Below are 19497 nucleotides of genomic sequence, written 5' to 3' on the forward strand. Positions count from 1 at the left end.
GGGAGGGAACGAATGAAAACAGAGATGGAGAAATGCTTGGCTGGTGAATGGTATGATTGCCATGCTCCGGTTTTTCTAGAACTAAAAGGAAAAACTCACCGTTTGTTGATGAGATACAATTCACTGTCTTATGAACAAAAAGAAGAAAAATATGCGATTCTGAAAGAAATGTTCGGTAGTATCGGAACAGAGGTTTCCGTAGGACATTCTTTTCTCTGCGATTATGGATGTAATATTCATATTGGTGATAATGTTACGGTAAATATAGGCTGTGTGTTTGTCGATTGCAATAAGATTACAGTTGGTAATAATGTACTGATTGCTCCTAATGTCCAGATTTATACGGCAACGCATCCCATTGATTTGAATGAACGGTTAACACCTGTTGAGGCACCGGAGGGAGTTCGATATGTCCGTCATACATTTGCCCTTCCAGTCACTGTTGAAGATGGTTGCTGGATCGGTGGTGGAGTTATTATATTGCCCGGGGTTACTATTGGTAAGGGAAGTGTTATTGGTGCCGGAAGTGTTGTTACCACAAATGTTCCTGCAAACAGTCTGGCTGTTGGAAACCCATGTAGGGTGATTCGTCAAATCAATAAATCTGAAAATTATGATCCGGCTGGTAGCTTTTGATCTGGATGGTACGATAGGAGATACTATTCCGCTATGTTTAGCAGCATTCAGAGAGGCGACTACTCCTTATGTAGATCATGAATTATCAGATGACGAGATAGCGCGGACCTTCGGATTAAATGAAGAAGGTATGATCAATCAAGTGGTTTCCGGTGATAGTCGGGAGAAGGCATTAAATGATTTCTATGTAATTTATGAAGAAATGCATGCCATTTTATGTCCCAAGCCATTTGAAGGGATGAAAACATTGATCGGGCAATTACATGAAAGAAATGTAATAGTAGTTCTTATTACGGGGAAAGGTATAAGAAGTTGTGATATTACATTGAAACAATTTGGTATGGATGGGTGTTTTGACCGAATAGAAACCGGCTCTTCTGAAAAGAACAGAAAATCAGAAGCAATGAAGGCCATATCATTATATTATGGCTTTAAGTCGAATGAAATGATATATGTAGGAGATGCGGTTTCTGATATCGAGGCATGCAATTCCGTAAAGATACAGTGTTTGTCAGCGGCATGGGCTGCATCGACAGACTGTGAGCAGTTAGAAAAATATAATTCAGGTTATGTCTTTAGTTCAGTTCGGTTATTACGGGATTTTCTACTTTGTTGAAGTACTAGTTTGAACCATAAAAAGGTTACTAATATAGTTTGTGGAGATAAATAAAAAACGTTGCGAAAGATGATTCACAACGTTTTTTATTTTGAAGTGGTGCCACCAGCAAGAGAACTATTATCTTCTCTCTGCTGATTATCACCGTTTTATAGTTTCTTCCATTTGGAAATCCACATGATTTAGCACACGATTATCTTTTATCGTTTTGCTCGCTATAAGAACGATTACGAAACAAATGTATACATTTTATTGTAACTATTGCATATTATTCAGAGGATAAACCTAATATTTTTCTTAGAAATTTCTTCTTAGTGGAAGGATTTTCTATTATAATTGCATCTTGATAAAGCTCTTTGGAAACATACTCAACAAATATACGTTTAATTCTTTTGTTTAGATCTCTCATGTTATTATATTTGCTTACATTTATCTGTGATTGAAAATATTCATATAAGTTTTCATTTAATTTGTGTTCAAATTCTAAGTTGAATTTTCTTATAATACTTTTCACTCTAAATTCAACAAACTTTTGTTTGTCTTTATTATATAATAAAGTGAATAATCCTTTGTAATCAAATCTGGAACGCAATTCTGGAGATATTTTATTTTGAAAGTTCTCTTTGCTTATATTTGATGTAAAAATTATAATGAATCCATTGAGATCAATTTCATCTGCAAGAGAACTCACTATTTTTCCACTCTCTAATACATCTAGGAAGTAATTAAAAAGGGCAGCATTTGATTTTTCAAATTCATCGATTAAGATAATACCCATATCAGTGTCTCTTACTCTAATAAAGATTTCTCCATCTTCGCTACCAATATATCCTCTTGCGCTTCCAATTAAAGAACTTAGAGAAAATTCACTACTATAGTTTCCAAAGTTAACTTTGGCTAGTTTCTTCTTTCCGCCTAAGCATTTGTAGATAGTTCTAGCAACTTCGGTTTTTCCAACTCCTGACTCTCCCATAAGAAATAAAGATAGAATCTTATGTTCCCCTAATTTGTTGAAGATCCTGAAGTTTTTTACAAGGTCATAGAAATCATCTTTGAATTTCTCATGACCATATAGACTCTCTCTAAATTTTTCAAAGAAAACCTCTAACTCATTTTCGTTCAGATCTATTATTTTTTTATGTTTGGATGAAATAAAATTGCATTTAGAGTTCCCGTCATCTACTTGGTCTCTAGTTCTTCCTTGAATTTTAATGTCGTCAAAATTTAAAAAACAATATCTTAATTCATGTTTGAGAATATCTTCATGTCTTTTATCTGCTATGAAGATTGTTTCTGGATTAGTAAATTGATTTAAAAGTTGTTCGCCGAGTAGTTGAAATTCTTTATAACCTGAGGCAAGTGCAGATATATCAATAATTTGTGTTGTATAATCAAACTCATTATATAAAGCACTATTTGCGATATCTTTAAGAAATTCACCTATACTAATTATAGTATAACCTTCTTCTAACTTGTGCTTTTTATATTCATAAAAAACATCTTTTTCAAAAAAAAGCAATAATTCTTTCATCTTTTCAATTAGTGAAGTATGTTCACATTTTGAACAATAGCAAGCAAATCAATATAATGATAATCTAATCCATCTCCTGAACTTATAAAATAGTTAATTTCAGGATTTTTAAGGGGGTATTGGCTCTCTTGTATTTCATCATCTTCAGAGTTTGTTTTAGCTATATTTTGTAAGCTACCTATTTCTTGAAAGAACTGAAAAGAATTTCTTAAATTATCAATTTTTATTTTCCCTTTATATAATCCTAGTATGGATACTTTTCCTACAAATAAGTCATCGACACTATATGAACTTTCAAATTCATTTTCAAAAGTTAAAGGTATTTTTATCAATAACTTCTCAGATTCTTCAGGAATAGAACCTTTAATTTTGTAAGCATAATCTTTAAACATAGAATTAAAAAGATTTGTTATGTCAAAACCATTAGCTCCCGGTAAAGCCATATCTTTAAATGCTCCACTAGTGAATAGTTTTATAGTTCTAAGTTCTGCTTCATTCTCTAATGATAAGTGAACATTATCTACCATTATAAGTTCTCCTTCATTAATATTATCAAAAGATGTAATATTATTGCTTTTTTCAACAACTTCATTTAAAATGATAGACTTAGTTGTTTTAATTTCAAAGGTTTCTAATACTTTTCTAGAATCAGAACTTTTTGCTTTTTCTCCACCTTCAATCCCGGTGTTAAAGAAATCAAGGATTTTAAATCCAAATTTTGCTTTTAATTCATCCTCGCTTTCTTTACCTTCTCCCTTTGTTACTTCTCTTGCTTTAGATATAATGTTGCTAAGCATCATTTTTATTTCATATACTTTAGGAAAATTGATGTAGTAAATGTTGAAAATCATAAACAGTGTTCTTTGTTGATTAATTAATCGCTTAACCTGTATAGGTAAAGGTATACAAATTTAGCTATTAAACTCTAATTTGCCAATATTTTCTTCTTTATTTATTTGATGGAAACTTAGACGTACAGATTTATATGTAGATTGATAGAATATTACATTTTTCGACCTTTCTTTTTTTTCTTTTTCGATTTTACTATTTTTTCTTCTGATTTTAATGGAAAGTTTGCTCCTTGTGATACTATAGATATGAACGAACCAGATATTTCGTCACTTTTCTGATCGAAAGATGGATTGATAGTAGCCTTGCTTTGAGGGGGAATAGCGATATGGGTATCTGTGTAGAAAGCTTGATTATTTGCTTTTTTGTTTTCAATATTGATAGAAAACAAGTTCTTTTGATTGCTATTCTCATTGATTTCTGTTTTTCTTTCGTTGGATTGAAGTTCATATTCCTGTAGTTTAAGTTGTTCGAATATAGAGCCATTCTGCATCATGTTGTGGTAATTGAATGATTCTGTCTGTTGGCGGCTGTATTTGAATAGTTTATCAAAACCTTGTTCCACCTTTTGGAATAAGTTCACACGGTCAAAGCCACCTGTTACCGTCCCTTTCTTGGTGCTCTTATGGTTGGTTAGCGGTGATAATTTCTTTTTATTCGCTTGGTTTTTACGACTTACTATCAAATGGCAGTGCATATTCAGTTCGTTATCTGAACGGCTACGGTCAAAATGTATCTTCCCATAAAACTTTATATCCGTATCGGATAGCCCTTTATTAAAATTCTTGGCATATTCAGGGATAAACACCTTACGGATATACAGTTTCATAGCTTCGGCTTGTTCTTGTTCTGTATTACCCATCTCTCGAAGTTCATTTTTCGATGGGCTAACATGAATAGCAAAAAACTTAGCATCTGTCTTTAAGAGTTGCCCGATATTGCTATCTATATCTTTTATAACGGTTGATTTGTAGATGTTATCATCTTCCAGATTGAAAAAGCCTTCGGTATAAATACCTTTCTCCATTCTTTCTAAATCTTCATGTTCGAGGTAGTTAGTAAGCTGTCGGCTACTCCCTGAGTTATTATATGTTCCGTTTGATGGTGGAGCAAAGTCTATGTGCATAATCCTATATATTTATCAGATTGCTGATTTCAGCTTTCAGGTTTTCTTTCCTTTTGCTATCCATCACACCACAAGCGGACAGTTCCGAATAGAGTTGTATCAGTTGAAGTAGCTTTTTATAATTCCGTTGATGTATTTGGTAAAGTGCATTAATCTGTTTCGACTGGTTGTTTATCACATCTGCATGATTACAGAACTGCTCACTTAACTTTTTTAGTACGGCTGTTTGTCTCTCCTGACTGGCTTCCAGTTGAGAGAGAATAAGGGTTTCTAAAGTTTTGCCGATAACATCAAAACGCAAAGCGATAGAATTTGTTGCCCGTATCATCGGATTCAGTTGCTCTTCCTCATAGTGACGAATGAAACGGATAATATCATCCTGCCTCTTATTTATTTTCGCCAGTTCCGATTTTACGGATTCAGGTGCTTCGGATGGGTTGATATGCGCCTTATCTATATACCCGAACGCCAACTTTACAACTTCGCTCTTTTTCAGTGAATAGCGTTTGCATATCTTCTCTACCAAAGCTGCCGTTTCCTTGTCTATGGAAATGGTAGTGAATATCGTTTTTCGACTGCTATTGGGCATGATAATTACTTTTTTATAGAAATATGAATAGATAAATACCTGATAATAAGCGTCGCAAAGAAAATGCTTATTACAGGTGTCATTACAGCGTGTTCTTGTAACACGCTAAAGCCGAAGGCTTTGCCCCGCAGGGCAAGAGGGAAGAACAGGACTTGTCCAGTTCCCTCTTGCTCAATTTTGCGAAACGAGCAAAGCCGAAAGGCGTAGCTGTTTCAGCTAAATTAGGGTGGTAGCACAAGGAAGGAACAGCACTGCTTCATTCCTAAATTTGCTACCTTTTGCTTTCACGGTTGATTCTCTAATTGATTAGCTTTTTCAAACTGTTTGTAGGTTTGAAAGTCGGCACGTTCACGAACGAAAGCCCGAATATCATTCGCTCGATAGTAGGTTTTCTTTCCGATGGTAAAGTAGGGTAGTTGTCCGCTTACCCTGTAACGTTGAAGCGTTCGGAAAGATACTTTCAGAAGAAAGGCTAAATCCTGATTATCGAGTATCTTTTCATTATCATCTAATACTTTATCGGTATTGATTAGGGATTTTAAGTCTTGCCCTATTTCAGTGAGTTTTTTGGATAGCTTCTCCATCCATTTCTCAAAGTTTTCGTTGTCTATATACATTTTGCTTCATTTTAAGTTGAACATTCATGATTTTCAATCGATTGATGAAGCAAAGTTCTGAAAATGGATGCAAATAAATTCGGGGCATAGATCACCTATTCCCCGATAAATAATACTTAATACCCTGAATATCTGTATTGAATTCCTATGGAAAATATCCCTCTTCCTTACACTTTTCAATGATTGCAGCTCTCAGTTTATCCAAAAAGGCTGTCCGTTTATCTGGCTTGCGTTTGATTACTTCTTCTTCTTTTTTATAAATATCACTGAATTTTATGTTAAACAGCTTTTCAAAAGCATTGGCTAAATCACTAAAATGTATTTCCTTCCCATCAACTGTTGTAATACATTTTAGATAATAAAGTCCACATACGATTTCCATTATGTCGATGTACTTTGCAATATCTTTATTTAGGTGTAAGGTAGATTTCCATCCAGCTTCAATGTTAATAAAGAATTTGCGAAATTCCATTTGATGATGAAGTAGATCTAGTTCTTTATTAATAAATGAAAGTATCTTATTACATGTTATACTTTTTGCTTCGTAACAGAAATCTCTTCTGATTTCTAAACTATTTTTTAGTGCTTCAAATTCTATGTAGGTAAGATTTAGTTCTCTAATTAAAGTTTTGTAATCTGATTCATTATTCAAAAAGGTAATCACGGATTCTACAAATTCTCTATATGCCATAAGTAATTGGGCTTCATCAAAATTCTCTTTTGTGCAAGAAGAGTTGAGAAGACTATATATATTCTGATCTGAAAGATTCCATTTTGGCATAAGTAATCGAACACGCGTTATATTTCTTGTTTATTGCCTTTTATATTTATTCTTTATTCGTTTCAATAGAAAGTAAATGATAATTTTGTGAAATGGTCTAATAAAGAAAAAATATATTCGTCCAAGCCTATTGTTATATTTGACAATAGTTGTAATCCTAAGTTCCTGTTTGCGATTTTTATACTCACCACACCACATTGAAACATGAAAATCCAAGTGGCTGTCAGTCATTCCAAAAATCTCTTCATGCTCATTTTTATCAGACACCATATCTGTAAATTTACTCTTTGTATCCAATTCCAATGGTTTTACAATAGTGTTTCGTAAATTCATTAACCAATCTATCCATTTAGGAAGTTGGTTAAAAGCAAGATTACGAAATTTTTCAGGTGTTATTTTCTGATTACAAACTATTTCTCTTGAATAGTAATCCACATAATCGGCAGGAAGATACTTTTCAATCAAGCCATTTGTTGGTATGTTTTTCATTTTACTGCTCTTTAAATTTATTAATAACCATATCCTGCAACTCTTTGAACTGTTCCGCTGGTAGAGCTGAACAAACTTGCTGCATGCCAATCAGCATGGAGTATTGTATTATTGCCAAATCCATTGCTTGTTTAGCATCTAATCCGGTTGCTTTATTCAGCTTGCTTGCATATTCCAACCTGATACTGTCCGCTTGCGCTACATAATTTCGCACAATTGGACTAGAATACCCCCACGCCCGTATTACACTTTCGTTTCGGATAGAAGCGTATGCTGCCATATCAGCTAATTTCTGCTGTTGCTCTTTGGGAGTGTTCAATTTGTCCACTTCACGAATAAACCCAAATGTATTTACCTCCAACCAATACTTCATGAGAGCATCAACATACCCATCAATATTCTTAAAATGATGATAGAATGCTCCCTTTGTAATTTCCAGTAAGGTACATAAATTGTCTATTGTAATCTTAGAAAATCCCTCATTTTCTAAAATGTTTAGTCCTATTACGAACCATTGATTTCTATCTACTTTCTTCATAATTTAAACATACCATGTAGTATGGTATGCAAATGTAATCACTTTATTAGAATAAACAATAGCTTGTTTGTCTCTTTTATTATCATTTCCTGTATTTAAGATGCAACTATCTTTAAAGCCATTTGATAGGATAGCCGAGCATACGCTTTAGGTCTTCCATTTCTGCACTATGCCACATTTCATGTTTGAAACACCAAGATAATGCTTCATATTTATTATTAGCTACTGGATGCTTAAACGGAATAGGTTCTAATTGCTCAAATAATATATCATCGTTTAATTGGGATAAATTATCTATGCATATTTTGTGAATGGCATCAAACTGATCCTTTAGCTCATATGCTGGTATCAAGTTTTTTTCTACTGACCTATGTAGGGTTCCCATACCATTGAAGATTTTCACATAATCAACAATAGGTATCAATTCTGCGATTTTAGTATTTCTTCCTGTGATACATGTGATAGCATGGAAGTTTTGACTAATCATTAAATGACCAACTTGCCAAGCAAAATTTGAATCTGTGTTTTGAGGAATTGTGTACCATAAATCTTGTGGTATTTCGGAAATCAAACGATTTACAAAATTCCTCGATTCGATAATCTGTTCTCTTAAAAAATCAATTCTTTTCATTTCTATAAATTTATATACTTATTAGTAAGTAAGTCTTTGAGGCAAAAAAATATTAGATATTTAATAATCCTTCCTGTATTGATTTATACACATCATTTCTTAATACTTTATTCATTTGCAAAGAAGATAGTAATACAGAATGAACCATAAAAGCCTTTGTTCTTGGTGTTTCCACAAATGAAAAAGCATTGTTTTTTAAACCATTATCTAATAAAGCTGTAAGCCATTTCAGAATCGTGTTTACTAATTCCTGCAACTCTTTTTGCATGTTTTCAGGTAAAGTATCATAAGATGGTGAAAGTGAGCCAACTATACAAACCCAATGATTATTGATAAAACTATCATGCATATGAATGTAATTGGAAAACTGCGATTTATAATCCAAACTTTCCCATGCCTTAGTTAATTCGTTGAAAGCATTCAGATTTTCTCTTATTATCTCTACTCCCAAATCCGACTTTGAAGGGAAATAATAATGAATAGCTGCATTCTTTATATTCAATGCTTTAGATATGTCTGCATAGCTAAAAGAATTGTAGCCAATAGAGCGAATTAATTCACTTCCTAACCGTATTATTTCACTTCTTGTATCATTCATGACGTAAATATATGCAATTTACTTAGTAGTAAGTATAAAATCTGCGATTTTAACATCTTGTATGTTCACAGTGTATAATTTCTATCTTCATTTATCCAGCCAGTTATAACCACTTCATACCACTTTCAGACAGTTTAGAAAACGGCTCTTGATTCTTCTTTCATTTGCTGGTGAAATAGAATCAACACGTTTTATAAACCATTTAAAATTAAAAGTATGGAAGTAGTAACCATTGAAAAAAGAACATTCTCGTTTGTCTGCGAGGGGTTCACGGAGTTTGCCAAACGGATAGAAAGTTTATGCAGCACTCATACTCAAAAAGTAGAAAACTGGCTGGATAGTCAGGAAGTGTGTCTGTTGTTGGGCTTTAGTAAACGTACACTGCAATATTACCGAAGTAGTGGAAGATTGGCTTATTCACAAATCGGGAGCAAGATTTATTATAAGTCTTCCGATATTGAAAGAATTATTGCGGACAGTGAAACACAAAATCAATCACCCAAACAAATTACGCTTTATGAAAAGAACTAAAGAAGATTATCCGTCTTTCAACCTGTTTTCCATTGTTGGCACGTGGGAAAGCGTAAATCTGAATCCTACGGTTATCATCTACCGGAACGATAAAGATTATCTTCTCTCTATTATTTATGTATCGGAAACTACCAAACAGGCTTCACCCGCCACATATGAAATACAGAAAGAAGGTAGCTTGTATTTTATTGCTCCTGCTCCTAAACGGATTTACATAGATTATGATCCAGTGAAAGATGTGCTTAACCTTTCATCGTTAGGTGACTATCTGCGTAACTAATCAATCAACCAGCTAGTCATTCAACTGATTAGCCATCCAGCAATCTTGAAATCAATATTTCAATAAAACAATCTTTCAATCATGGAATTAATAAATAAAGATACACCGCAAATCAAAGAATTTATTTCTTCGCTCGATTCAATGCTGAACGGTATTGAATCAATTGTCAAGCACTATAAACCTCACCTGAACGGAGAACGTTTTCTTTCCAATCATGAGGTTTCTAAAAAACTGAATGTCAGTTTGCGAACCCTGCAAGAGTGGAGAGATACAGGGCTAATCCCCTTCATCCAGATAAAAGGTAAAATCATCTATCGGCAAAGTGATATTGACAAACTACTGCAAAAGTATTACTTTGAAAGCTGGAAGGAATAACCTAATCTGCCATCTTCGAAAACATTGTTTTTCGGAATTTAATTTGAATCATTGACTTTTCCAGTGAAGTATTTAGTCTGTGCAAGTCTTTAGATAAAAATACGCTCGAATGCAATGAGAGGAAGATTTTTATCTAAACCGAAGGCTTGGACTTGAACAGGCTAAATACGGAACTTACCTTTGTCAATGCTTCATATTGAGTGCTGGAAAACTTACTTTAAAAAAAATTGAGATAATGAATTTTAAAAAGTAATTTATATATGGATATAGTAGCAATAGAAAGAGTTTCCTTCGATTCTTTTAGAAAGAAGTTGGAACAGATTATATCATTGGCAGATAATACTTCTTTATCTTCCTCTAATATGTGTATTGAGAAAGAATGGATAGAGGGTAGGACATTGGCAGCTTCCTTAAATATTCCTTTACGAACATTACAGTCTTTACGTGAGAGTGGCAAACTTTCTTTTTCGACTGTTGGCAAGAAGGTATATTATAAGGTTGCCGAAGTACAAAAACTATTGGATTCAGGTAGAATAAAAGTAACCACTAAAGAATAATTGCTTATGGACTTATATAGGAATGAGGATAGCCAAGAATTATTGCAATCGTTAGATAGGGCTTTACCTTATATAGAATATGCATTGAAGAATAATAAGCCTATGTTTGAGGGTGAACGGTATTTGACAAGTGAAGAACTTTGTTCTATCCTCAAAATCAGCCGTAGAACTTTGCAGTATTATCGGGATGATGGCATTTTCCCTTTTATTCAACTTCCGGGCAAAGTGCTGTTCCGTGAATCGGATATCAGGAAGGTTTTAGAAGATAGGTTTCGTTCAGCCTATAATATAGAAGATTATCCTCTTTAGTTTTTAATAGAATGAAGATAGAGAAACGGCTACCGTTCTAATGGATTAGGTAGCCGTTTTCATCTTTAGGTGGTTTTAGTAGAGAAGCTCTCCCGCACATTCTGCATATCTCGAAGAATACTTTGGTCTAATACTTTTGCGTATCGCTGCGTCATTTTTGTATTGGTATGACCGAGCATTTTTGCTACATTTTCTAATGATACATTATTAGCTAAAGCGACAACGGTCGAAAATGTATGTCGTCCGGTATGCGTGGTTAAATTTTTCTTGATACCGCATAAATCAGCAATTTCTTTCAAATAACTGTTTAGCTTTTGGTTGCATGGAACGGGTAACAATGTTCCTTTCTTTTTCGCCAGTGGATGCCCCTTGTATTTCTCCAATATGGCTAAAGGTATATCCAAAAGAGGAATGTTGCACATGACTTTCGTTTTCTGTCTTGCTTTCCTAATCCATAAATTCCCCTGATTATCAGTTACAAGATGTTCTGCTTTTAATTCAGATACATCTATGAAAGCTAAACCCGTGAAGCATTGAAATAGAAAAATATCACGTACTAAATCTAAACGAGGAACGTCAAAAACTTTGTTTTGCATAGTTTCTAATTCTTCTTTGGTTAAAAACTCTTTGTGTACTTCCTGCTCGTGGAAACGGATATTGATAAACGGGTCTTTCTCCATCCAATCATTAGCCAATGCCATGTTGGTGATTTTCTTCACTACTTTCATATAACGGATTACCGTATTTTCTTGCAAGTCTTTTTGAGCTTTCAGGAAGTGAATATAATCTTGAATGATGGCATGACTTATTTCTTTCATGGGAATATCCTTTAGATGGTACTTTTTCAAAGCCATCTCTTTGAAATACCGTAAACAAGTATCAAATCGGGAGATAGTTACTTTGGCATAATCCTTGCCAATCAGTTCACGGCATTTGTCGTTATGCTCTTGAAAAACTTCAAAGAACATCATGTGCTTTTCATTCAGCCCAAGAAATCTACGTTTTACTTCCATCGGATTGATAAGTTTTCCTGCATCTTCCATTTCCCTATGAATGTCTAACAATCGTAGTTTAACCGATTCGAGATAGCGGTTAATCTCCATTGATGTAGCATCCCTACCGGTACAACGTTCTTTGGCTTGATTCCATTGTGTAGGCATTACATCCCGTTTGAGTTGCAATTCGGTGAGTTGCCCCTCAATAGTAATGCGCAACATGATGGGCGTTTCACCTGATTTCTTTAATTTGGTTTTCCTAATAAAGAAAAGCACATTAAAAGTCTGTCGTTTCATACTCTAAAAATTAATGGTTTAAAGTTACTGAATCGTGCAGAATAGCAAGAATCAAACGATAAGACAATCAATGACTTATGATACAATTCGTGGTCAATTTCTTCAAGACCCAAATTGGTCACGATTTAGACCAACGGAACTGCATAATTTTGCTAAAAATGTGGGAGTTTTAGGAAAAAGAAAATCCCTGAAATGTTTAATTTTCAGGGATTTACCAAATTTGAAGTCTTTTAAAAGTGGTGCCACCAGGAATCGAACCGGGGACACAAGGATTTTCAGTCCTTTGCTCTACCAACTGAGCTATGGCACCTTTCTTGTTTGCGGTTGCAAAGGTAGTGAAAGTTTTTGATTTTGCAAACCTTAGGGTAATAAAAAACACTGATAAAAAGCTATTCTGTTTATTATCAGTGCTTTTCTTTCGGAATTTTTTATTTATTTTCCTGTAGTGGATTCCATCCCTGAGCTTTTAACTCGAATTCCTGACCATCGCGTGTGATCAGTGCGCAGCCTAATTCGGGCTTTGTAATATGTCCGATCAGGCGGACACCTTCCATTTCCGATACTTTTTCGTGATCGGCAATGGGAACAGTGAAAAGAAGTTCATAATCTTCACCACCGTTCATGGCACAGGTGGTGAGGTTCATATTGAACTCTTCTGCCATAACTGCAGTTTGATAATCGATAGGGATATGCTCTTCGTAGACACGGCAACCTGCTTTACTTTGAGTACATATATGCAATAGCTCCGAAGAAAGTCCGTCAGAGATATCCATCATAGAAGTCGGAACGATATTTGCGGCGGACAGTTTCTCAATAATGTCTTTGCGGGCTTCCGGTTTGAGCTGTCGTTCCAACAAATACTCTTTTCCGGAGAAATCCGGCTGAGCATCCTGTTCGCCTTTAAAGACTGCTTTTTCGCGTTCTAACAGTTGCAGCCCCATATAGGCGGCACCTAAGTCGCCACTGACACAGATCAAGTCGGTATCTTTGGCGCCATTACGGTAAACTACTTTATCTTTGTCGGCTTCACCAATACAAGTGATACTGATGGCAAACCCTGTCAAAGAAGAGGTGGTGTCACCACCTACAATATCGACTTTATATTGTTGGCATGCCAGACGGAGTCCGGAGTAAAATTCATCCATATCTTCCACACTGAAGCGTTTGGAGAGAGCAAGTGAAACTGTGATCTGTTTGGGCGTTCCATTCATCGCATAGATGTCGGAGAAGTTAACCACAGCAGATTTGTATCCCAAATGCTTTAACGGCGTGTAGGTTAGGTCGAAATGTACACCTTCCATCAAGAGGTCGGTAGTCACCAATACTTGCTTGTCGGCAGGATAGGAGAGGACGGCTGCATCGTCGCCTACTCCATATTTGCTTGATTCATTTTCTAATTTAATTCCTTCGGTGAGATGCTTGATCAGTCCGAATTCACCTAAGGTTGCTATCTCTGTTCTCATATATCTTATTTTATGATAAGGAAGTATCTATGCACGGTTTATCAGTTCGCGCATGATGGTGGTCATCTTCGGTTGGGCAGCATCGGCTGCTTTCTGAACTTCTTCGTGTGATACTTCTACAATCTTTCCTTCTACCCCAAGATCTGTTACGACAGAAATGCCGAAAACTTTGATGCCGCAGTGGTTGGCTACAATCACTTCGGGGACAGTAGACATTCCTACCGCATCAGCTCCTAAGATATGGAACAGTTTGTATTCTGCAGGTGTTTCGAATGTGGGTCCCTGTGTACCGATGTATATTCCGTGCTGTACTTTAATGCCTTTTTCTGCTGCAATGGCATCTGCCTTGCGGATCAGTTCCTTATCGTATGCCTCGCTCATATCCGGGAAACGGGGGCCGTACGGGATGTTTTTACCACGTAACGGATGTTCGGGGAAATAGTTGATATGATCAGTGATAATCATCAGATCACCGATTTCGAATTCAGGATTGGTGCCACCACTGGCATTGGACACAAACAATGTTTTGATACCCAGTTCACGCATCACGCGTACCGGGAAAGTCACTTCTTTCATAGAGTAACCTTCGTAGTAATGGAAGCGTCCCTGCATTGCCATAATCTCTTTATTACCCAATTTACCGAAAATGAGCTTACCGCTGTGCCCTTCTACGGTAGACACGGGAAAGTTGGGAATATCTTCGTACTTTATTTCATACTTTTCGGTAATTTCGTTTGCCAGACTGCCAAGTCCGGTTCCCAGAATGATTGCTGTTTCAGGACTTGTGTGCATCTTTCCTTTCAGGAAGGCTGCCGTTTCTTGTATTTTCTCTAACATAGCCAATAATGTGTTGGTTAAAATTATCTTGTTGATTTTGTAATATTTCTACTTCAATGGGTAGGGCATAAATAAATGGTTTCAGCCCTTCATCCAGCTCCTGATGGCACATCAGGCGTGTAGCGTCTTTTTCGGTTGTGACAATCAGGCGTTGCCCTTTTCTTAATTTACCAAATCTCTCTTTTATTTGCGCCAAGTCTCGCTGGTTGAAGTTATGATGGTCGCTAAAAGCGAGTAAGTCGATGTTCCGTGTATGTATTTCCAATTCACGGATGATCGTGTCGGGAGATGCAATACCGGTAATTAGCAGTATCTGTTCCTCTGTCTGTAAAGAGGATAATTTTCTCTCTTGTACAGTGGCACAGTCGGGAAAGACTGCCCACAGGTTTCCGTATCGGAAAGACGAGAAATATAACTGCTGGTAGGGGAACAGATTCAACCTTTTCGTAATAATATTGTAGTCAATAGGTTTGATATCCGGCGGACATTTGGTTACGATGACTATCTGTGCCCGATTTTTGCCTTGTGCAGATTCCCGTAAGCGTCCCGCAGGCATCAAGGTGTCATCGCAGAACAGACGGTGATAATCTGTCAGAAGAATATTTAGTCCTGCTTTCACGTATCGATGTTGAAACGCATCGTCCAACAAGATAACTTCGACCGGAGGCTCTTTAAGTGTGAGTAACCTTTCGATGCCATGGCAGCGGTCTTCGTCAACTGCTACCCGGATATCGGAGAATTTCGATTGTATTTGATAAGGCTCGTCGCCAATACTGCGGGCGTCACTTTCTGCTGTTGATAGTACGAATCCTTTGGTATGGCGCTTGTACCCCCGGCTTAATACAGCCACTTGGAATTCATCATGAAGCAACTTTATCAGATACTCTGTGTGCGGCGTTTTACCCGTACCGCCCACTGCGATGTTCCCGATACAAATTATAGGAACATTAAAACTCTTTGACTGAAGTTTTCCCCAGTCAAAGAGTTTATTTCGTAATGCTACTCCTGCTCCATATAACCATGAAGCAGGATATAGCCATTTATGTATCTTGATAGAGTTTTCTTCCATGCAGTTTGCTATTTCACATTCAGTTCAAACGGAACGCGTGCTTGAATCATGGCGCGTTCTTTTATATTTTTCAGCAGGCTGAAATCTTTATAATAGTCTCCCAGTTGATTTTTCAGCACTTGGGATTCTACATAATTACCGGGTTGGACATCAAGCAACGTAGACAGAATATCCTTTTTGGCAGGATAGGATATAATGGTGTATCCTTTTAAATCGGCTTTTTGTGCAGCTATCTCCAGTGCTTTACCTATTCCACCCAATTCGTCTACCAATCCGATTTTTTTAGCCATCTCTCCGGTCCATACACGTCCTTCAGCTATTTTCTCAATTTTATCTTTAGACATATGGCGTCCTTCGGCACAACGACTTACAAATAAATCATATCCTTGGCCGATCATCATCTGTAGCAAAGCTCTTTCATCGCTGTTTACCGGGCGCATCAGATTGCCGAAGTCTGAGAATTGATTGGTTTTTACTACGTCATATGTCAATCCGATTTTTTCGGTTAATCCTTTAACGTTCGGAATCATGCCGAAGATTCCAATAGAACCCGTCAGAGTGGTTGGCTCGGCTATGATACTGTCGGCAGCACAAGAGATATAATATCCACCGGATGCGGCATAGTCGCCCATCGAGACGATGACCGGTTTCTTAGCCTTCAGCTCTTTTACGGCATGCCAGATCTGTTCGGACGCAAAAGCACTTCCTCCCGGAGAGTTTACGCGTAATACAACAGCTTTTACATCGTCATCTTCTTTCAGTTTACGCAGGTCACGAATCATTTTGCTACCTATAATACCTTCATCAGACGCTGCTGATCCGGCATAATCGGTTATCTCACCGGAAGCATAATATACAGCCAGAATATTCCCACCCTTGTCTTTAGGAACATTCTTTTTAATGTTAACCATCTCTTCGAGTCCTAAGATGGGCAGGCGATCGTCCTCGTCGATTTTCACAAGTGTTTTCAAATAGTCGCGTACGTCATTTTGATAAATCAGCGTGTCGGCCAGTCCACATTTTACGCTTTCGTCTGACGGATAGAACATCAGCATGCGGTCAGCATACATATTCAGTGAATCTTTTCCTATTTTACGTGAAGCGGAAACACCATCCAATATTTGATTCCAGATAGAACCGATGAAAGCTGTAACCTGCTCTCGGTTGGCTGGAGACATCTCTGTGGCGGTGAAAGGCTCCACTGCCGACTTGTAAGTACCTACCTTGAATACCTGCATCTCAATTCCCAGTTTCTGTAATAGATCTTTATAGAAAATAGGTGCTGAAGCGAGTCCGCGCCATTCGATCATGCCTTTGGGGTTGAGCATCACCTTGTCGGCAACACTCGAAAGATAATAAAGTCCTTGCGTATAATTGTCGCTATATGCTACGACAAATTTGCCACTCTCCTTAAAGTCATCCAATGCTTTACGTATCGCCTGTAGCGAAGCGTACGAAGCATCCAGCCATGAGGCTTGTATATAAATGCCCTTTATGTTATCATTTTCTTTGGCTTTTTTGATCGAAGCCAGTATGTCGTCCAGTCCGTATGTATCGGCCGTTTCACCGGTAAATTTACCCAGTAAACCTTCTAAACTCTCCTGAGTGCGCTCAACCAGTGTACCTTTCAAGTCGAGCATCATCACAGAATTCTTCTTTACCACAGTTTCTGTATCCGATGACGAAATGATTCCGACAAGCGTTACGACTCCGATGATGAATAAAACAATGCCCGACAACACGATGCCGGTCACTGTAGCAAGCGTAAATTTAAAGAAATCTTTCATTGTACATATTGTTTTTATGCCAGCTTTTTTAAAGCTAACAAAGATAAATAATTGAGTTGAAATTCATCCCATAAGTCGCATAGTTTTTTGTTTTGTCACGGTTGCGGCATATAAAATGTGAATATTTGAGTATAACTGGAGAGTAAAGAAGAGATTATTGTATGGAGAATAAACAATAAAAAGAGGAAACAGCCTCAGATGGGATATTTCCTCTTTCTATTTCTGAAGAAACTAATATTTATTTCTTAAGAAACGATTCTTTCATTCTGGCAATGTCAGTCAGATAATCCTGTAGGTCTTGTTCATGCTCTTCTTCTTCAGCTAAAATATGCTTTGCGATGTCGCATGTAGTATAGTCTTTACCGTTTGTAAAGTTAGCAATCTCCTGATAACGGAGAATAGCGCAACGTTCGGAAGAGACGTTCTGATTTAGCAGGCTGACAGAATCGAATGCTGTTGGAGAATCGTATTTACAACGAGCCAGTTCAAACCATTTTTTCGGATCGAGTACCGGAACTCCTTCCAATTCGATGATTCGGTCAGCAATCAATTGTGCGTGATGACGCTCCTCTTCAGCATGTTCTTCAAATTCCCCTTGTACATCAGCGCGCATAGCACCTTCTACTACCAATGCACCTACCCAATATTGATAGTATGCCAACCATTCTTCAGATAATGCAGCATTCAGCTGATCAATTAAACTTTTTACATCGAGCTTTCCTTGCAGGATTTTTACACTTTCTTTAGCCATAATTCTTTTGGTTTAGGTTATAAAAATTAAGTTGGTTATGTAACATGGGGTAGGGGATTTTGTTTTCTGAAAGGGTGATTTTAACAGGAAGGCATTTGCTTTAGGGGTATTTGAAGACGTGTTTTTTATATCCGATTCTTAGATCTATGATCCAATCCTTGATACCGTTTTCTCCTGAACTTGTGCTTGTCCTGCTGTTCTCCTGTCTTTTGTAATTGTATTCCTCCCGCTTCCGCTCCAAACCTTATCTTTGAAAATCCGCTGCCTCTGTACTTGCTCTAATCGCAACTATCCCTTTCCGTCCGCCCCTTATCCCTTTTTCCAGGAAACACCCTCTTATCTCTCTATTTCCTTCATTCTCAATTCTTTTCCCCCTTTTGTTTTTCCTCTTCCTATTACTTGATTTAACCCTCTGTTAAATCAAGCCTTTTGTTTTCAAATAACAAGTCTTTTCGAAGTAAAAGCTTTGTTCTTTCCGCCCTCGAAATAAATCTCTCCCCAACCGCATTAACAATGTTAACGCGTGCTTCCGTTCAATTTTTGTTTGATTCCTGTTTGATTTCCGTTCAACTCCCGCCAAGGTTCCCACCAGGTTTTTTGTTTAACCCCGTCGTATTTTCTGTTTAACTCCCGTCAAGCTCCCGTTAACCCCCTATTTTCTCCTCAATTTCCTCCCCGAAACGTCCCTTTCCCTCCCTTTCGCAGCACACATCCTTTCCTTCCGTCCCCTGCAAACTCCCCCTTATATAATATAATAATGTGTCCCTTTCCCTCTTTTTCTTCGCGTCCCCCATAATCCTTTTTTACAATCTCCTCTCCCTCAGCCCTTTATGTTCCGAATCAAAATTTTTTCAAAAAAATACCCTTTTATATTTGGCTTATATCTCCCAATGCCGTACTTTTGCACCCGCTTTCCAGGAGACGGAAAGCATTTATATTTTGACATGTTGCAACGGCGTAGGACCTGCCTTAACGGATAACAAAAATAATTTCCTTTTTATTTGGATCATTATTATAAAAGTCGTTATCTTTGCAGTCCGATTCGCAGAGTGAGGGTCTTTGTCCGACACTTCTTTCCCTTTCGCACAGAGAGGCTTGGAAATAAAAGGCGGGCATTGAAAAAAACTTCCCAAAACATTTGGTAGTTTGAAATAAACCTTTTACCTTTGCACCCGCTTTTGAAACGAAGCAGAATTTAAAAAGAAGAGTTCTTTGAAACATTGATAAACAATACAAGTAGTACAA

Annotated in this window: 24 protein-coding genes and 1 tRNA gene; 7 read left to right on the top strand and 18 right to left on the bottom strand. The window is 36.9% G+C overall.

All coding sequences use genetic code 11. The features are described 5' to 3' along the window. The first annotated feature begins 12 nt into the window (after positions 1-12). Positions 13-636 (top strand): sugar O-acetyltransferase, encoded by a 624-nt coding sequence (locus tag FDF36_RS12255; RefSeq protein ID WP_017142035.1) that lies wholly within the window; start codon positions 13-15, stop codon positions 634-636. Continuing rightward, positions 614-1252 carry an HAD family hydrolase gene (locus FDF36_RS12260; protein WP_005814750.1) on the top strand — a complete coding sequence of 213 codons (639 nt, stop codon included), beginning with the start codon at positions 614-616 and terminating at the stop codon, positions 1250-1252. The genes FDF36_RS12255 and FDF36_RS12260 overlap by 23 nt, the downstream gene beginning before the upstream one ends. A 268-nt stretch (positions 1253-1520) precedes the next feature. Here FDF36_RS12260 and FDF36_RS12265 read toward each other — a convergent pair whose 3' ends face one another. The 10 genes from FDF36_RS12265 to FDF36_RS12310 all read right to left on the bottom strand — a co-directional run bounded on the left by FDF36_RS12265 (position 1521) and on the right by FDF36_RS12310 (position 9001). Beyond that, a complete protein-coding gene (locus FDF36_RS12265) occupies positions 1521-2783 on the bottom strand; it encodes an AAA family ATPase (protein WP_065762699.1) in 1263 nt (420 codons plus the stop codon). A gap of 8 nt (positions 2784-2791) precedes the next feature. Continuing rightward, positions 2792-3634 carry a hypothetical protein gene (locus tag FDF36_RS12270; protein WP_217491295.1) on the bottom strand — a complete coding sequence of 281 codons (843 nt, stop codon included), beginning with the start codon at positions 3632-3634 and terminating at the stop codon, positions 2792-2794. A 152-nt stretch (positions 3635-3786) separates the two neighbouring features. Next, on the bottom strand, positions 3787-4758 hold the full coding sequence (locus FDF36_RS12275; RefSeq protein WP_220391510.1) for a DUF5712 family protein: 972 nt from the start codon (positions 4756-4758) through the stop codon (positions 3787-3789). A 4-nt stretch (positions 4759-4762) separates the two neighbouring features. Beyond that, a complete protein-coding gene (locus FDF36_RS12280) occupies positions 4763-5347 on the bottom strand; it encodes a BfmA/BtgA family mobilization protein (RefSeq protein ID WP_220391511.1) in 585 nt (194 codons plus the stop codon). Between the two features lie 284 nt (positions 5348-5631). Continuing rightward, a complete protein-coding gene (locus tag FDF36_RS12285; protein ID WP_065762702.1) occupies positions 5632-5964 on the bottom strand; it encodes a helix-turn-helix domain-containing protein in 333 nt (110 codons plus the stop codon). Between the two features lie 145 nt (positions 5965-6109). Next, positions 6110-6745, bottom strand: a complete 636-nt coding sequence (locus tag FDF36_RS12290) for an RteC domain-containing protein (RefSeq protein ID WP_065762703.1) — start codon at positions 6743-6745, stop codon at positions 6110-6112. 30 nt (positions 6746-6775) lie between these two features. After that, complete coding sequence (locus FDF36_RS12295) at positions 6776-7234, bottom strand: DUF2867 domain-containing protein (RefSeq protein WP_220391512.1); 459 nt, start codon at positions 7232-7234, stop codon at positions 6776-6778. Position 7235: 1 nt separating this feature from the next. Next, positions 7236-7772 (bottom strand): TetR/AcrR family transcriptional regulator, encoded by a 537-nt coding sequence (locus tag FDF36_RS12300; protein ID WP_065762705.1) that lies wholly within the window; start codon positions 7770-7772, stop codon positions 7236-7238. Positions 7773-7884: 112 nt separating this feature from the next. Further along, on the bottom strand, positions 7885-8403 hold the full coding sequence (locus tag FDF36_RS12305; RefSeq protein WP_065762706.1) for a DinB family protein: 519 nt from the start codon (positions 8401-8403) through the stop codon (positions 7885-7887). 52 nt (positions 8404-8455) lie between these two features. Continuing rightward, positions 8456-9001, bottom strand: a complete 546-nt coding sequence (locus FDF36_RS12310; protein WP_065762707.1) for a TetR/AcrR family transcriptional regulator — start codon at positions 8999-9001, stop codon at positions 8456-8458. Positions 9002-9217: 216 nt separating this feature from the next. On the opposite strand from FDF36_RS12310, the gene FDF36_RS12315 reads away from it, so the two are divergent. The 5 genes from FDF36_RS12315 (at position 9218) to FDF36_RS12335 (ending at position 11053) form a co-directional block, all read left to right on the top strand. Then, on the top strand, positions 9218-9532 hold the full coding sequence (locus FDF36_RS12315) for a helix-turn-helix domain-containing protein (RefSeq protein ID WP_065762708.1): 315 nt from the start codon (positions 9218-9220) through the stop codon (positions 9530-9532). Then, on the top strand, positions 9519-9812 hold the full coding sequence (locus tag FDF36_RS12320) for a DUF3876 domain-containing protein (RefSeq protein WP_065762709.1): 294 nt from the start codon (positions 9519-9521) through the stop codon (positions 9810-9812). The genes FDF36_RS12315 and FDF36_RS12320 overlap by 14 nt, the downstream gene beginning before the upstream one ends. 81 nt (positions 9813-9893) lie before the next feature. After that, a complete protein-coding gene (locus FDF36_RS12325) occupies positions 9894-10187 on the top strand; it encodes a helix-turn-helix domain-containing protein (RefSeq protein ID WP_065762710.1) in 294 nt (97 codons plus the stop codon). Positions 10188-10447: 260 nt separating this feature from the next. Next, on the top strand, positions 10448-10744 hold the full coding sequence (locus tag FDF36_RS12330; protein ID WP_220391513.1) for a helix-turn-helix domain-containing protein: 297 nt from the start codon (positions 10448-10450) through the stop codon (positions 10742-10744). Between the two features lie 6 nt (positions 10745-10750). After that, positions 10751-11053: a helix-turn-helix domain-containing protein gene (locus FDF36_RS12335; RefSeq protein WP_220391514.1), complete on the top strand. Its 303-nt coding sequence runs from the start codon at positions 10751-10753 to the stop codon at positions 11051-11053. Positions 11054-11118: 65 nt separating this feature from the next. Here FDF36_RS12335 and FDF36_RS12340 read toward each other — a convergent pair whose 3' ends face one another. From FDF36_RS12340 to FDF36_RS12375, 8 genes are all read right to left on the bottom strand, one after another. Then, positions 11119-12345 (bottom strand): site-specific integrase, encoded by a 1227-nt coding sequence (locus FDF36_RS12340; RefSeq protein WP_220391515.1) that lies wholly within the window; start codon positions 12343-12345, stop codon positions 11119-11121. A gap of 237 nt (positions 12346-12582) precedes the next feature. Further along, positions 12583-12655: transfer RNA gene (locus tag FDF36_RS12345), tRNA-Phe, on the bottom strand. Between the two features lie 118 nt (positions 12656-12773). Further along, a complete protein-coding gene (gene thiL / locus FDF36_RS12350; RefSeq protein ID WP_005789917.1) occupies positions 12774-13808 on the bottom strand; it encodes a thiamine-phosphate kinase in 1035 nt (344 codons plus the stop codon). A gap of 27 nt (positions 13809-13835) precedes the next feature. After that, positions 13836-14645: a purine-nucleoside phosphorylase gene (locus FDF36_RS12355; protein WP_005789915.1), complete on the bottom strand. Its 810-nt coding sequence runs from the start codon at positions 14643-14645 to the stop codon at positions 13836-13838. Beyond that, positions 14584-15714 carry a tetraacyldisaccharide 4'-kinase gene (gene lpxK / locus FDF36_RS12360; protein WP_220391516.1) on the bottom strand — a complete coding sequence of 377 codons (1131 nt, stop codon included), beginning with the start codon at positions 15712-15714 and terminating at the stop codon, positions 14584-14586. The genes FDF36_RS12355 and lpxK overlap by 62 nt, the downstream gene beginning before the upstream one ends. An 8-nt stretch (positions 15715-15722) precedes the next feature. Continuing rightward, entirely contained in the window at positions 15723-17501 is a 1779-nt protein-coding gene (sppA, locus tag FDF36_RS12365) for a signal peptide peptidase SppA (protein ID WP_220391517.1), read from the bottom strand. A gap of 238 nt (positions 17502-17739) precedes the next feature. Further along, positions 17740-18252: a ferritin-like domain-containing protein gene (locus FDF36_RS12370; protein ID WP_005782541.1), complete on the bottom strand. Its 513-nt coding sequence runs from the start codon at positions 18250-18252 to the stop codon at positions 17740-17742. Positions 18253-19221: 969 nt separating this feature from the next. Beyond that, on the bottom strand, positions 19222-19497 hold a 276-nt coding region (locus tag FDF36_RS12375; RefSeq protein WP_409013155.1), incomplete at its 5' end, for a hypothetical protein.

The organism is Bacteroides fragilis (genome assembly GCF_019583405.1).
Lineage (GTDB): Bacteria > Bacteroidota > Bacteroidia > Bacteroidales > Bacteroidaceae > Bacteroides > Bacteroides fragilis_B.

What these genes read in the sequence shown, in the direction of transcription:
- FDF36_RS12255 (WP_017142035.1), top strand. Translation starts at nt 13, where the DNA reads ATGAAAACAGAGATGGAGAAATGCTTGGCTGGTGAATGGTATGATTGC.
- FDF36_RS12260 (WP_005814750.1), top strand. Translation starts at nt 614, where the DNA reads ATGATCCGGCTGGTAGCTTTTGATCTGGATGGTACGATAGGAGATACT.
- FDF36_RS12265 (WP_065762699.1), bottom strand. Translation starts at nt 2,783, where the DNA reads ATGAAAGAATTATTGCTTTTTTTTGAAAAAGATGTTTTTTATGAATAT.
- FDF36_RS12270 (WP_217491295.1), bottom strand. Translation starts at nt 3,634, where the DNA reads ATGATTTTCAACATTTACTACATCAATTTTCCTAAAGTATATGAAATA.
- FDF36_RS12275 (WP_220391510.1), bottom strand. Translation starts at nt 4,758, where the DNA reads ATGCACATAGACTTTGCTCCACCATCAAACGGAACATATAATAACTCA.
- FDF36_RS12280 (WP_220391511.1), bottom strand. Translation starts at nt 5,347, where the DNA reads ATGCCCAATAGCAGTCGAAAAACGATATTCACTACCATTTCCATAGAC.
- FDF36_RS12285 (WP_065762702.1), bottom strand. Translation starts at nt 5,964, where the DNA reads ATGTATATAGACAACGAAAACTTTGAGAAATGGATGGAGAAGCTATCC.
- FDF36_RS12290 (WP_065762703.1), bottom strand. Translation starts at nt 6,745, where the DNA reads ATGCCAAAATGGAATCTTTCAGATCAGAATATATATAGTCTTCTCAAC.
- FDF36_RS12295 (WP_220391512.1), bottom strand. Translation starts at nt 7,234, where the DNA reads ATGAAAAACATACCAACAAATGGCTTGATTGAAAAGTATCTTCCTGCC.
- FDF36_RS12300 (WP_065762705.1), bottom strand. Translation starts at nt 7,772, where the DNA reads ATGAAGAAAGTAGATAGAAATCAATGGTTCGTAATAGGACTAAACATT.
- FDF36_RS12305 (WP_065762706.1), bottom strand. Translation starts at nt 8,403, where the DNA reads ATGAAAAGAATTGATTTTTTAAGAGAACAGATTATCGAATCGAGGAAT.
- FDF36_RS12310 (WP_065762707.1), bottom strand. Translation starts at nt 9,001, where the DNA reads ATGAATGATACAAGAAGTGAAATAATACGGTTAGGAAGTGAATTAATT.
- FDF36_RS12315 (WP_065762708.1), top strand. Translation starts at nt 9,218, where the DNA reads ATGGAAGTAGTAACCATTGAAAAAAGAACATTCTCGTTTGTCTGCGAG.
- FDF36_RS12320 (WP_065762709.1), top strand. Translation starts at nt 9,519, where the DNA reads ATGAAAAGAACTAAAGAAGATTATCCGTCTTTCAACCTGTTTTCCATT.
- FDF36_RS12325 (WP_065762710.1), top strand. Translation starts at nt 9,894, where the DNA reads ATGGAATTAATAAATAAAGATACACCGCAAATCAAAGAATTTATTTCT.
- FDF36_RS12330 (WP_220391513.1), top strand. Translation starts at nt 10,448, where the DNA reads ATGGATATAGTAGCAATAGAAAGAGTTTCCTTCGATTCTTTTAGAAAG.
- FDF36_RS12335 (WP_220391514.1), top strand. Translation starts at nt 10,751, where the DNA reads ATGGACTTATATAGGAATGAGGATAGCCAAGAATTATTGCAATCGTTA.
- FDF36_RS12340 (WP_220391515.1), bottom strand. Translation starts at nt 12,345, where the DNA reads ATGAAACGACAGACTTTTAATGTGCTTTTCTTTATTAGGAAAACCAAA.
- thiL (WP_005789917.1), bottom strand. Translation starts at nt 13,808, where the DNA reads ATGAGAACAGAGATAGCAACCTTAGGTGAATTCGGACTGATCAAGCAT.
- FDF36_RS12355 (WP_005789915.1), bottom strand. Translation starts at nt 14,645, where the DNA reads ATGTTAGAGAAAATACAAGAAACGGCAGCCTTCCTGAAAGGAAAGATG.
- lpxK (WP_220391516.1), bottom strand. Translation starts at nt 15,714, where the DNA reads ATGGAAGAAAACTCTATCAAGATACATAAATGGCTATATCCTGCTTCA.
- sppA (WP_220391517.1), bottom strand. Translation starts at nt 17,501, where the DNA reads ATGAAAGATTTCTTTAAATTTACGCTTGCTACAGTGACCGGCATCGTG.
- FDF36_RS12370 (WP_005782541.1), bottom strand. Translation starts at nt 18,252, where the DNA reads ATGGCTAAAGAAAGTGTAAAAATCCTGCAAGGAAAGCTCGATGTAAAA.